This window comes from Halorhodospira halophila SL1 (assembly GCF_000015585.1).
Classification (GTDB): domain Bacteria; phylum Pseudomonadota; class Gammaproteobacteria; order Nitrococcales; family Halorhodospiraceae; genus Halorhodospira; species Halorhodospira halophila.
In genome coordinates this window covers 2,515,185-2,528,101 of record NC_008789.1, presented here as the reverse complement: position 1 = coordinate 2,528,101, position 12,917 = coordinate 2,515,185, and the positions used below count along the sequence as shown (strand labels likewise).

The 12,917-nt window shown below is 69.7% G+C and carries 9 protein-coding genes; 4 read left to right on the top strand and 5 right to left on the bottom strand.

Features of this window, described 5'->3' with window-relative positions:
- Window positions 1-21: 21 nt before the first annotated feature.
- From coaBC to argB, 4 genes are all read left to right on the top strand, one after another.
- Window positions 22-1,251, top strand: coding sequence for a bifunctional phosphopantothenoylcysteine decarboxylase/phosphopantothenate--cysteine ligase CoaBC (gene coaBC, locus HHAL_RS11610; RefSeq protein WP_011815084.1), 1,230 nt, complete (start codon window positions 22-24; stop codon window positions 1,249-1,251).
- Window positions 1,241-1,702 carry a dUTP diphosphatase gene (gene dut / locus HHAL_RS11605; protein ID WP_011815083.1) on the top strand — a complete coding sequence of 154 codons (462 nt, stop codon included), beginning with the start codon at window positions 1,241-1,243 and terminating at the stop codon, window positions 1,700-1,702. Before coaBC ends, dut begins: the two co-directional genes overlap by 11 nt.
- 39 nt (window positions 1,703-1,741) lie before the next feature.
- Complete coding sequence (locus tag HHAL_RS11600; protein ID WP_011815082.1) at window positions 1,742-3,136, top strand: phosphomannomutase/phosphoglucomutase; 1,395 nt, start codon at window positions 1,742-1,744, stop codon at window positions 3,134-3,136.
- 113 nt (window positions 3,137-3,249) lie between these two features.
- On the top strand, window positions 3,250-4,152 hold the full coding sequence (argB, locus tag HHAL_RS11595; protein WP_011815081.1) for an acetylglutamate kinase: 903 nt from the start codon (window positions 3,250-3,252) through the stop codon (window positions 4,150-4,152).
- Here the strand turns inward: argB and HHAL_RS11590 are convergent.
- The 5 genes from HHAL_RS11590 to ppc all read right to left on the bottom strand — a co-directional run bounded on the left by HHAL_RS11590 (window position 4,140) and on the right by ppc (window position 12,877).
- Window positions 4,140-5,306 (bottom strand): MFS transporter, encoded by a 1,167-nt coding sequence (locus HHAL_RS11590; RefSeq protein WP_011815080.1) that lies wholly within the window; start codon window positions 5,304-5,306, stop codon window positions 4,140-4,142. The genes argB and HHAL_RS11590 overlap by 13 nt on opposite strands.
- Before the next feature lie 32 nt (window positions 5,307-5,338).
- Window positions 5,339-8,377, bottom strand: a complete 3,039-nt coding sequence (locus tag HHAL_RS11585; protein WP_011815079.1) for an efflux RND transporter permease subunit — start codon at window positions 8,375-8,377, stop codon at window positions 5,339-5,341.
- Window positions 8,374-9,489, bottom strand: a complete 1,116-nt coding sequence (locus HHAL_RS11580; protein WP_011815078.1) for an efflux RND transporter periplasmic adaptor subunit — start codon at window positions 9,487-9,489, stop codon at window positions 8,374-8,376. Before HHAL_RS11580 ends, HHAL_RS11585 begins: the two co-directional genes overlap by 4 nt.
- 82 nt (window positions 9,490-9,571) lie before the next feature.
- Window positions 9,572-10,219 (bottom strand): orotate phosphoribosyltransferase, encoded by a 648-nt coding sequence (gene pyrE / locus HHAL_RS11575; RefSeq protein ID WP_011815077.1) that lies wholly within the window; start codon window positions 10,217-10,219, stop codon window positions 9,572-9,574.
- 6 nt (window positions 10,220-10,225) lie between these two features.
- Window positions 10,226-12,877 (bottom strand): phosphoenolpyruvate carboxylase, encoded by a 2,652-nt coding sequence (gene ppc, locus HHAL_RS11570; RefSeq protein WP_011815076.1) that lies wholly within the window; start codon window positions 12,875-12,877, stop codon window positions 10,226-10,228.
- Window positions 12,878-12,917 lie beyond the last annotated feature (40 nt).

Genomic DNA, 12,917 nt, shown 5'->3' with positions numbered 1-12,917 from the left:
CGGATCTGCGACAATACGCGTATGTCTTTGCCGAGCCGACCGATCCGCATCCTGCTCGTGGTGACCGGCGGGATCGCCGCCTACAAGGCCGCTGACCTGGTGCGCGAGCTGCGCCGCGGCGGTGCCGACGTGCGCGTGGTGATGACCGCGGCCGCGCAGCACTTCGTCACCCCGCTGACCTTCCAGGCCCTGTCCGGCCACCGCGTCCATACCGATCTGCTGGATCCGGATGCCGAGGCGGGGATGGGCCATATCGAGCTGGCGCGCTGGCCGGATCGCATCGTCGTGGCACCCGCCACCGCGGATTTCCTGGCACGCCTGGCCCAGGGGCGCGCGGACGACCTGCCGGCGGCGCTGTGCCTGGCCTCGCGGGCGCCGATCATGGTGGCCCCGGCCATGAACCACGTCATGTGGGAGGCGGGGGCGACCCGCGAAAACCTGGCGACCCTGCACCGCCGCGGCGTGGCGTGTATCGGCCCCGAGGTTGGTGAACAGGCCTGCGGGGAGTCTGGCGAGGGGCGCATGTCCGATCCGGCGGCCATCGCCGCGGCCCTCCTCGATGCCGGGGGCGCCGCCGGGCCGTGGGCCGGGCGCACGGTGCTGATCACCGCCGGCCCCACCCGCGAGCCCCTCGACCCGGTACGGTACCTGACCAATCGCAGCTCCGGCCGGATGGGCTTCGCCCTGGCGGCCGCCGCCCGTGAGGCTGGCGCCCGGGTGATCCTCGTGGCCGGCCCCACGGCGCTGGCCACGCCCCCGGGCGTGGAGCGAGTCGATGTCGAGCGGGCCGGGCAGATGTACGATGCCGTGCTCGGTTGTATCGATGAGGCGGACTGCTTCATCGCCGCCGCAGCCGTGAGCGACTATCGGCCCGAGCGCGAGGCGCCTGAGAAGATCAAGAAAGGCGGGGACGCCCTGACCCTGGCCCTGGAGCCCACGCCGGATACCTTGCGGGCCGTGGCGGCCCGCTCGCCCCGGCCCTTCGTGGTGGGGTTCGCCGCCGAGACCGAGCGCGTCAGCGAGTACGCCCGGCGCAAGCTCAACGACAAGGATCTCGACCTGATCGCCGCCAACCGCGTCGGTCCGGGTCAGGGGTTCGATACCGACGACAACGCCCTGGAAGTCCTCTGGCGCGACGGCAGCGTCGCCCTGGCCGAGCAGCCCAAGACGGCACTGGCCCGGGAGCTGCTGCAGATCGTGGCCGAGCGCGCCGGGTTCGCGGAGGCAACGAGGAGCCACCATGCACCGTAGGATCGAAGCACGCATCGTCGATGCACGTCTCGGCAGCGAGATCCCGCTGCCTGACTACGCCACCGACGGCTCGGCCGCCATCGACCTGCGGGCCTGCCTGGACGAGCCGTTGGCCCTGGAGCCCGGGCAGCGACGGCTGATCGGTACCGGGCTGGCGGTGAATATCCACGACCCCGGCCTGGTCGGTGTGGTGGCCTCGCGCTCGGGGCTCTCCCTCAAGCACGGCCTGCGGGTAGCCCAGGGTATCGGCGTCATCGATTCCGACTACCATGGGGAGATCGGGGTGATCCTTGCCCACGACGGCACCGAGCCCTATACGATCACCCCGGGGGAGCGCATCGCGCAGCTGCTCTTCCAGCCGGTGGTGCAGGTCACGCTGGACTACGTCTCGGCGTTCTCGGCCACCACCGAGCGCGGCGAGGGCGGATTCGGCCACAGCGGCACGCTATGACGGGGGAGTCCCCGCACCGAGAATGACAAGGAGGAGCCCGTGAGCGCAGCGCAAGTACCCGCATCGATCTTTCGTGCCTACGACGTCCGTGGCGTGGTGGGCGAGACCCTGAATGCCGACATCGTCCGCTGGGTGGGCCGTGCGGTGGGCAGCGAGGCGCGCGAGCGCGGCGTCCGCCGCCTGGTGGTCGGCCGTGACGGCCGTCACTCCAGTGCCGAGCTGGCCGCGGCGGTGGCTGCCGGCATGAACGACGCCGGATGCGATGTCGTTGACATCGGCCAGGCCCCCACGCCGGTGATGTACTTCGCCACCCACGAGCTGGAGACCGGCTCCGGGGTGATGATCACTGGCAGCCACAACCCGCCGGAGTACAACGGACTGAAGATCATGGTCGCCGGCGACACCCTCTCTGGCGAGGCCATCACGGCCCTCTATCGGCGCATCCAGGACGGCTGCCTGTCCGCAGGGGAGGGGGGCGTGGAATCGCGTACGGACCTGGTGGAGCGCTACTTGGCGCGGATTACCGGCGATATCCGCCCGGCGCGTTCCCTGCGGGTGGTCCTCGATGCCGGTAACGGCGTCGCCGGCGCGGTGGCGCCGCAGCTCTTCGAGGCCCTGGGCTGTGAGGTGGAGGCCCTGTTCTGCGACGTGGATGGCGACTTCCCCAACCACCATCCGGACCCGGCCGAACCGCACAACCTGGAGACGCTCATCGCACGGGTCCGCGAGAGCGGGGCCGACCTGGGCCTGGCCTTTGACGGCGACGGCGATCGCCTCGGGGTCGTGGACTCGGCAGGCAAAATCATCTGGCCCGACCGGCAGCTGATGCTCTACGCCCGCGATGTGCTCAGCCGCCGTCCCGGCGAGCCGGTGGTCTTCGACGTCAAGTGCAGTATGCACCTCAAGCAGGTCATCGAGGCGGCCGGTGGGCGGCCGCAGATGTCGCGCACCGGGCACTCGCTGATCAAAGCCACACTGCGCGAAACCGGTGCCCCGCTGGCCGGCGAGATGAGCGGCCACACCTTCTTCGCCGAGCGCTGGTACGGCTTCGACGACGGTCTTTACACCGGCGCGCGGCTGGTGGAGATCGTCGCCGCCGACGGCCGGCCCAGCGCCGAGATCTTCGCCGAACTGCCCGAGGGTGTCTCCACGCCGGAGCTTAAGGTGCACATCCAGGAGGGTGAACAGGTCGAGCTCATGGACGCACTGGTGACGGAAGGGCAGCGGCGGTTCACCGACGCCACCATCCACACCATCGACGGCATCCGTGTGGAGTGGTCTGATGGCTGGGGGTTGATCCGCGCCTCCAACACCACGCCGGTGCTGGTGGTGCGTTTCGAGGCCAACGACGACGCCGGCCTGGCCCGCATTCGGGAGGCCTTCGAGGCTCTGCTCGCGGCCGTGCGGCCGGGGCTGGCGATACCCGGCGGATGATGCCCACCGCACCGGCGCCTTGTCAGGAGCCGTTCGGCCCTGGAAACTCCCAGCGCGAAACCAGATAACGATACCCAGCCTCCAAACCCGAATCTCAGAATACGATCCGAGCCATGCCCGAGACCCCAATTGATCCCGATCTTACCGCCCAGGTCCTGGTCGAGGCGCTGCCGTACATCCGGCGCTTCCGTGGCAAGACCATTGTCGTCAAATTCGGCGGTAACGCCATGGTGGACGAGGCACTGAAGGTGGCCTTCGCGCGGGATATCGTGCTCATGCGGCTGGTCGGTTTCCGGGTTGTGGTGGTCCACGGCGGTGGCCCGCAGATCGGTAACCTGCTCGAGCGCATCGGCAAGGAGACGGAGTTCGTCCAGGGCATGCGGGTGACGGACGCCGAGACCATGGACGTGGTGGAGATGGTGCTCGGTGGCCTGGTCAACAAGGAGATCGTCAACCTGATCAGCGCCCAGGGCGGTCGCGCCGTGGGGCTCACTGGCAAGGACGGCGGCCTGATCCGGGCCCGCAAGCTGGAGGTGGAGCAGCCCGGGCCTGAGAACCAGGTCCCGGAGATTATCGATATCGGCCACGTCGGCGAGGTCGATCACATCGACCCGGCGGTGGTCGAGATGCTCGACTCCGGCGAGTTCATCCCGGTGGTTGCGCCCATCGGCGTGGACGAGCGTGGCACCTCCTACAACATCAATGCCGATCTGGTGGCCGGCAAGATCGCCGAGGTGCTCAGCGCGGAGAAGCTGTTGCTGCTCACCAACACGCCGGGGGTGCTCGACGGCGCCGGTCATCTGCTCACCGGCCTGAGTCCCGAGCGGGTCGATGAGCTGATCGCCGACGGCACCATCGCCGGCGGCATGCTGCCGAAGATCCGCTGCGCTCTGGACGCCGTCGCCGGCGGCGTGCGCAATGCGCACATCATCGATGGCCGGGTGCCCCATGCGGTGCTGCTCGAGCTCTTCACCGACAAGGGCGTGGGGACGCTGATCCGGCGTCAGCCGGAGTAGGTGCCCCGTTCAGCGCGTGGGGCGGACCGCAGCCCCCAGATCCAGTACCCGGCCAGGCCGAGCATGGCCGCCAGGGAGGCCACGTAGGCCTCCCAGCCCAGGCCGTGGTAGAGGTAGCCCGGTAGCCAGGAGCCCACCGCGCCGCCGGCGTAGTAGAAGGCGATGTAGAGGCCGTTGACCACGCCGATATCGCCGTCCACCTCCTGGTTCAGGAACCCGGGCGCCAGGGCGTGGAGCAGGAACATCCCGGCGCAGAAGACGAACATCCCGACGAAGATCACCGCCAGCCAGGGGCCGAGGAACATCGCCAGCGAGGCAGCAAAGATGGCGATGCCCAACAGCATGGTGTTGACCACGCCGCCGATGCGATCAGCCACGCGCAGGGCGCTGAGCGCGGTGACCACACCCATCAGGTAACCGGTGTACATCAGCGAGATGCCCAGATCGCTCAGTCCGGTTTCCAACTCCACCAGACGGAAGGGCAGGAAGGTGAGCAGCGAGAGGAAGACGAAGAAGGCGCAGAAGATGGCGCCGTAGACCCGTAGGGCCCGCGGCTGGCGCAGGATCTGGCCGACGGCGCGGCGGTCCAGGCGGCCGAATCCGGCCTGCGGGTCGGCGTCCAGGCGCAGCAACAGAGCGGTGCAGAGCAGCTGGGCGATCCCGAAGAGCAGGAAGGCCGCCTCCCAGCTGGCGGCGGTGGTCATGGCGCCGGCGATGGCCCGGCCCAGGAAACCGCCCATGACCGTGGCCGCTACATAGCCGGCCATCACCCGCGTGGTCCGCCCCGGCGCGGCGCTGGCGGCCAGGTAGGTCATCAGGGCGGTGAGGATGGCCGGGATCAGCAGGCCTTGTACCAGGCGCAGCCCCAGCAGGATCTCGAAGGTGGGTGCGATGGCCACCGCTAGCTGGGTGAGCGCCAGTAGCCCCGAGGCCACCACCAGCATCTGCCGCGAGGAGACGCGCTGGAGGACGAAGCCGTAGGCGATGGGCGCGACCGCCAGGGGCAGCAGGGTAGCGGTGAGCAGCAGCGAGGCCTTCGGCTCGCTCACCGAGAAAGCCGCCTGCAGCGTCGGTAGCAGCGGCTGCGGGGCATGGATGGCCGAGAAGGCCAGGACCGTGCAGTAGATGGTGATCAGCAGCTGGGCAATGGGCATGGACGGGTGGTGACCGGGTAACGGGACGGTGGCTAGCGTTCGGCGCGATGCAAGAGGGCGTAGAGGACGGGTACCACGCCGAGGATGAGGATAGTGCCGAAGGCCAGGCCGGACATGACCGCGGTGGCCATGGGCGCCCAGAAGGGGCCCGAGAGGGCCAGCGGGATCATGCCCAGGATGGTGGTGGCCGCGGTCAGCAGCACCGGGCGCATGCGGCCGACGCCGGCCTCGACGATGGCCGGGTGGGTGGCCATGCCGTCCGCGCGGTTGAGCCGGATCTGCTCGACCAGGACGATGGCGTTGCGGATCAGCATGCCGGCCAGGCTCATGGCGCCGAGCAGGGCGATGAAGCCGAACGGCTGGCGGAAGAGCAGGAGCCCGGCAACCACCCCGATCAGCCCCAGGGGTACGGTGAGGGCCACCACGGTGGCGTCGCGCAGGCTGTTGAACTGGGCCACCAGGAGCAGGGCCATCACCGCCAGCACCAGGGGCACGAAGATCAGCACGTCAGCGCGCGCCTCCCACGAGGCCTCGGCCTCACCCCCCCAGGCCAGCTCCAGCCCGGAGGGCAGGTCGAGCTCGTCGAGCTGCGGGTCGAGTCGGGCCACCAGCCCCTCGGCGGTGGCGCCGGGCACCAGGTCGGCCTGCACGGTCACCGTCGGCACGCGGTCCTGGCGCCAGATGCTGCGCTCCTCCCAGGCCGGCTTCAGGTTCGCTACCTGGCGCAGCGGTACCGGGCGCTCGCTGTCCCGGGGCCAGATCTCCAGGGTATCGAGTCGCGAAAGGTCACCGCGCTCGACCTCCGGCAGGTACCAGTGGATGGGCAGGTGGCGGTCGCCATCGATGAGCACCCCGATGGGGCCGTCGTCGTAGGCCATCTCCAGGGTTTCTGCCACCTCGGCCGAGGAGAGCCCGGCGGCGCGGGCTCGCTCCTGGTCGACTTCGACGTCCAGAGATAGCGCCTGCTGGCGCCAATTGTGTCGCGTGCCTGCGGTCTCCGGCTGGCCCGCCAGCCAGTCGCGCAGTTCCTCGGCGACCTGGCGCAGCTCGGCGTGGTCACGCGGGCCGGCCACGCGCAGTTCCACCGGGTAGCGTACCGGGTCCCCGAGCATCATCGGTCGCACCCGTGGCTGCGCGTCGGCGAACCGCCCATCCAGCCAGTCGCGCACGTCGGCCATAACCGCATCCAGGTCGCTGTCCGGTTCCGTGCCGACCAGCAGCTGGGCGTAGGCTGGATTGGGCAGCTCGGGGATCATTGGCAGGTAGAAGCGCGGCGCCCCCTCACCGACAAAGGTGGTGACCCGAGCCACATCGTCGTGTTCGCGGAGGAAGGCCTCGAGGCGCGCCGTCTCGTCGGCCACTGCCTCGATGCGGGTGCCCTCGCTGCGCCAGTGGTCGATCAGGAACTGATCGCGATCAGCGGCCGGAAAGAAGATCCGTGGCACCAGGGTGAAGGCGGCCACGGCGATGGCCACCACCAGCAGGACGGTGATCAGGCTGGTGGTGCGGTAGCGCAGCATCCCGCCCAGGGCGCGCCGGTAGGCCCGGTGCCAGAGGGTGTCGTGGGGGTCACGGGCCTCGCCGCTGGTCGGTGCCGGCAGGAAGCGGTAGGCGAGCAGGGTGGTGAAGGTCACCGCCAGGATCCAGCTCAGGCCCAGGGCGAAGGCGACCACCCAGAACAGGGAGCTGGTGAACTCGCCCACCGCTGACGGCGTGAAGCTGATCGGCGAGAAGGCCAGGGCGGCGATGGCGGTCCCGATCAGCAGCGGTATGGCCGTCTCGCTGACCGCCTGTCGGGCCGCCTTCGCCCGCTCGACGCCACGCTGGATTCGGGTCATGGTCAGCTCGGCGACCACGATGGCGTTGTCCACCAGCATGCCCAGGACGACGATCAGCGCCCCCAGTGAGACGCGGTGCAGGTCGATGCCGGTGACCCACATCACCAGGAAGGTGCCGAGGATGGTCAGGGGCACGCCTGCGCCGACAATCAAACCGGTTCGCCAGCCCAGGGCGATCAACAGCACGGCAAGCACGATGACCACGGCAGTGGCCAGGTTGGTCACGAACTCGGCGATGGCCCCGCGCACCGTCTCTGGTTGGTCGTTGACGGTATGCAACGTCATGCCCACTGGGCGGTCGTGCTCGAGTTCGGCCAGGCGTTGCTCGATGCGCTCGCCGAGTTCAACGACATTGGTCCCCGGAGCCGGTGAGATCCCGAGGGCCACACCCGGCTCGCCGTCGTGGCGGAAGACCCGCTCCGGTGGATCGGCGAAGCCGCGGCGCACATCGGCGATGTCGCGCAGGTAGATCCGCTCGTCGGTCTCCGGGTTGCGGATGGACAGCCCGCGCACGTCCTCGACACTGTCGAAGGTCCCGGAGACGAACAGCCCCACCCGGTGGTCGTCCAGGTCGATGGCGCCGGCCGGGGCGACCACGTTCTGCCGTTGCAGGGTCTCGGCGATCTGCCCGGGGTGGAGGTTCAGTGCCGACAGCCGCTCACGGCTGATCTCGATGAAGATCCGCTCGCCCTGGCGCCCGAAGAGCTCCGCGCGGGCCACACCGGGGACGCGCAGCAGCTCGCGGCGGAGCTCATCGGCGTAATCGTCGATCTTGCGCAGGCTGTAGCCCTCGCCGGTGACGGCGTAGAGGAGCCCGAAGACGTCGCCGTAGTCGTCGTCCACCACCGGCCCGCGTACCTCGTTGGGCAGCTCGAGGCTGGCGCGCTGGACCTTCTTGTTCAGCTCGTCCCAGATCTGGCGCAGACGCGCCCCGGAGTAGCGTTCGTCGACGTCGACGTAGATCACCACGTCGCCGTCGCGGCTGACCGACTCGATCTCCTCGAGCTCTTCCAGCTGTTGGATATGCCGCTCCAGGACCTCGGTGACCTCCGCCTCCACCCGCTCGGCCCGGGCACCGGGGTACTCGGCCTGGACCAGAGCGGTGTGGATCGTGAAGTCGGGGTCCTCGAGCTGCCCGAGCTGGCCGTAGGCCCACAGGCCGGACAGCCCGATCAGGACCGTCGCGAAGACGATCAGCCGGGCACGCGCCAGGCTCCAGCCGCCGATGCTCACGGCGCCTCCGGATCCATCCGCCGGGTGGGCTGGCCTTCGGCCAGGTGGTGCACGCCGGCGGTCACCACCTCGTCACCGGTCTCCAGCCCGTCCGCCACCAGGGCGCTGCGCCGGTCCAGGGCGATGAGCTCCACGGCCTGACGACGGACCGTGCCGTCATCCCCGCGGAGCCAGACCTGGTGTTCGTTGTCGTGCTCGTGGAGGGCGGTTAGGGGGATGCGGAACCCCTCGCTCGGGTCCATCTCGGCGTGGAAGATGACCTCCGCAGTCATGCCGGGTAGCAACTGCTCCCCGGGCTCGGTCAGGGCGACCTGGACCGGGTAGGTCTGGCGCTCGGGGAGCACGTCCACGCCCACGGTGCGGATGCGCCCCGGGTACACGGCGTCGAGGGCCGGAATGCGGACCTGCACCTGCTGCAGATGGTCCCGGTAGACCATGAACTCCTCGGGGATACCGACCTCGACCTCCAGCTGCGAGAGGTCCTCTAGCAGGTAGACCGGTTCCTGGGGCGGCACCGCCTCGTGGGTGTCGAAGCGGCGTTCGGCGACGGCTCCGTCGAAAGGGGCGCGCAGGCGGGTGTAGGCCAGTCGATCCCGGGCCAGGGCCAGCCCGGCCTGCAGCGAGGCGGCTTCGGCCTGGGCCTCGTCGCGCTGGCGGGCGGCCTGGTCGTATTCCGACTGGGTGATCGCCTCTTCCTCCACCAGCTGCGCGGCGCGCAGGTACTCGGTGGCGGCGTAGGCTTGCCGTGCCCGTGCCGCCTCGAGCTGGGCCTCCAACTCGTCGACCTCGCGGACGTGGTCGGAGTCGTCCAGTTCGGCGAGGCGCTCGCCGGCGGCGACGCGGTCGCCGACCTCGGCGTGGACACCCTCCAGCTCACCGCCGACGCGGAACGAGACCCACGCCCGGTTTTGCGCCGCCACGCGGCTGGTGAAGCGGCGCTCGGCGAGCTGATCGGGGTCTTCTAGGATCAGGGTCTGGACCGGGCGGGGCCGTTGGTCGGGAGGTTCCTCGGCGCCGTGGTCGGTGCAGCCGGTGGCGAGGGCGAGGGCGCTGACCAGTAGGACCGCTGCCCGCAGGCTCGGGCGGGGTCCATGATGGAGCCGCGCATCCATGGCGTTCCTTCAATCTGATGGAGGGATCAGGTTCTGCGCCTATCCTATCGCCCCGGAGGGGCCCTTGCCAGCCGAGGCGCGGCTACGCCGCGCCGTAGCGCGCCCGGTACTGGCGGATGGCGTCCAGGGTATCGCCCTTGCCGCCGTGATCGGCCAGGTAGGTCTCGAGGTGATCCAGGGTGATGATCGGGACCACCGGCGCCCCCAGGGTCTGCTCGACCTCGTGCACGGCCGATACCTCGTCGCGGCCGCGCTCCTTGCGGTCGAGGGCGATGGCCACGGCGGCCACGGTGCCGCCCTCGGCGGTGATCAGCTCCGCTGCCTCGCGGATGGAGATCCCCGAGGAGATGACGTCATCGACGATCACGGCGCGCCGACCCTCCACCGGTGCACCCACCAGTCGCCCGCCTTCGCCGTGGTCTTTGACCTCTTTGCGGTCGAAGGCGTACGGGACGTCGCGGTTGCGCGTCTCGGCCAGCGCCATGGCCACCGCGGTGGCCAACGGGATGCCCTTGTAGGCGGGGCCGAAGACCAGATCGAAGTCGATCTGCGCCCGTACCAGGGATTCCACGTAGCAGCGCCCGAGCTTGCTCAGTGCCGTGCCGCTGTTGAACAGCCCGGTGTTGAAGAAGTAGGGGCTCTCGCGGCCGGACTTGAGCGTGAACCGCCCGAAGCGCAGGACCCCGCGGTCCAGCGCGAAGCGGATGAAGTCTTCTTGGTACTCGTACATGGCGGTCTATCCCGTGTTGCGCATTCCCGCGGCGATCCCGTTGATGACCACCTGCAGGCCGCGGCGCAGGGAGTCGTCCTCGCACATCCGGGAGCGGCGTAGCAGCTCCACCTGCAGCAGGTTGAGCGGATCGACGTAAGGGTTACGAACCTCCACGGCGCGCTTGACCACCGGGAAGTCCGACAGCGGCTCCTCGTGTCCGGTGACCGTGAGTACGGCGTCCCGGGTGCGGGCGAAGCGATCGCGCAGTTCATCGCCGACGCTGTGCAGCTCATCGGGGACCAGGGCGTGCTCATAGAGGCGGTTGACGCCGGGCTCCGCCTTGGCCACCACCATCTCCACCATGTCGAGGAAGGCCTCGAAGAACGGCCAGCGGGCGAACATCTCCTGGAGCTCTTCGGTGAGCCCCTCCTCGATGGCCTCCTCCAGGGCCTCGCCGACCCCCAGCCAGGCGGGGAGCATCAACCGGGTCTGTGTCCAGGCGAAGACCCAGGGGATGGCGCGCAGGCTGTCCACCGTCATCTGGTCCGGGGCGCGCTTGGCCGGCCGGCTGCCGATGGTCAACCGCGAGATCTCGTCGATGGGGGTGGCCGCCTGGAAGTAGTCCATGAACTCCGGGCGCTCCTTGACGGTCTGCCGATAGGCCGTCATGGCCCGGTCGCTGAGCCGCTCCAGGATCTCGCGCCAGCGCTTGGGCGGTGGCTCCGGCGGGCGGACGGTCGCCTCCAGGACCGAGGTGGTATAGAGCTCCAGGTTCCGCAGGGCGATCCCCGGCAGGCCGAACTTGGCCTGCATCACCTCGCCCTGCTCGGTGACGCGCAGGGTCCCGTCGACGGAGCCTGGCGGCTGGGCCAGGATGGCGGCGTGGGTGGGGCCGCCACCGCGGCCGATGCTGCCGCCGCGGCCGTGGAACAGGGTCAGGTCGACGCGCTGCCGGCGGGAGAGGGCCACCAGCTGCTCCTGGGCCTGATACAGCGTCCAGGTGGCGGTGAGGTGACCGGCGTCCTTGGTGGAGTCGGAGTAGCCGATCATGATCTCTTGGCGGCCGCCGATGCGCTGGCGGTACCAGTCGCTCTTGAACAGTACCTCCATGGTGTCGGCCGCCCTGGCCAGCGTGTCGCGGGTCTCGAACAGGGGGACCACCCGGGTGGGGTGGGTGAGCCCGCACTCCTTCTGCAGCAGCTCCACGGCGAGGATGTCGGAGGGCTTCGAGGCGTGGGAGACGATATACGCGCCCACGGCGTCGGGGCCGATCTCCTCGAGCATGTGGATGGTGTCGAGCACCTCCTGGACCTCGCGCTCGGGCTTGAAGTCCAGCGGGATCAGCGGCCGGCGGTGGGAGAGCTCCTGGAACAGCCACTGCTGCCGGGTCTCCTCGTCCCACTCGGAGTAGCTGCCCAGGCCCACCGCCTGGGTGATGGCGTCGAGTGCCGCGGTGTGGCGATCCGCATGCTGGCGGATGTCCATGGGCATCAGGGTGAGGCCGAAGCAGCTCACACGGCGGATGGTATCCAGCAACTCGCCCTCGGCGACCACGCCGGCGCCGACCCGCTGCAGGGAGTAATAGCAGCGCAGCAGCGGCTGGCGCAGGTCCTCGACCTCGGTGAGGATGTCGCTCTCCGGCGGTCGTCCGCCTTGGAGCTTGGCCTCGGCCCAGCGCATGGTCTGGCGCAGCCGCGCCCGCAGTCGCTTGAGCACCACGCGGTAGGGTTCCCACGCCTCGCCGCCGACCTCATCGCGCAGCTCGTCGTCGCAGACCTGCAGCGACAGGGTGGAGACCAGTCGCTGGATGTCCCGCTCGTAGAGGTAGGCGGCCATCCAGCGCGACAGGATGGCGACGTCCCGGGTGACCCGGTGGGTCACATTGGGGTTGCCGTCGCGGTCGCCGCCCATCCAGGAGCCGAAGGTGATGGGGGCGCAGTCCAGGGGCAGGGGGCGACCGGTGTGCTCGCGCAGGGTGTGGTCGAGGCTGCGCAGGTAGCGTGGCACCGCGTCCCATAGCGTCTGCTCCACCACCGCCAGGCCCCAGCGTGCCTCATCCTGGGGGGTGGGGCGGCGGCGCCGGATCTCGTCGCTGTGCCAGGCCGCGGTGATCTCCCGCTTGAGCGCCAGACGGGTCTCGGCCACCTCCGTGGGCGTCTGCCCGAAGCGGTCGCGGTTGTCCAACAACCCGGCGATGCGGTTGTACTTCTGCAGCATGGTCCGTCGCTGCACCTCGGTGGGGTGAGCGGTGAAGACCAGGTTGATGTCCATGCTGCAGATGGCCTCATGGAGTTGTTCGGGCTCCATATCTGCGGCCAGCCGGGGGACGGTCTCGGCCAGGGAGCCGAACAGCGGTTGTGCCTCGGGGGTGCGGGCCCACTCGCGGCTGCGGCGGACCCGGTGGTGCTGCTCAGCGATATTGGCCAGGTTGAGGAACTGCGAGAAGGCCCGAGCCACCGGCGTGACTTGTTCGGGCGGCAGTTCCGAAAGGGTTCGTTCGAGCTCCTGCGCAGCTTGGTCGTCCCCGGCGCGGGCCGTCTTGGCCAGCACCCGGACCCGCTCGACGGTCTCGAAGAGCTCGGTGCCGCCCTGCTCGCGCAGGGTGGCACCGAGGAGCTCGCCGAGGTCCCGGATGTCTTCGCGCAGGGCGCTGTCGCTATCCTGATGCTCTTCCATGCCGTTGCGCCCCGCCTGGTTGGGGTGGCTGCGTGATCCT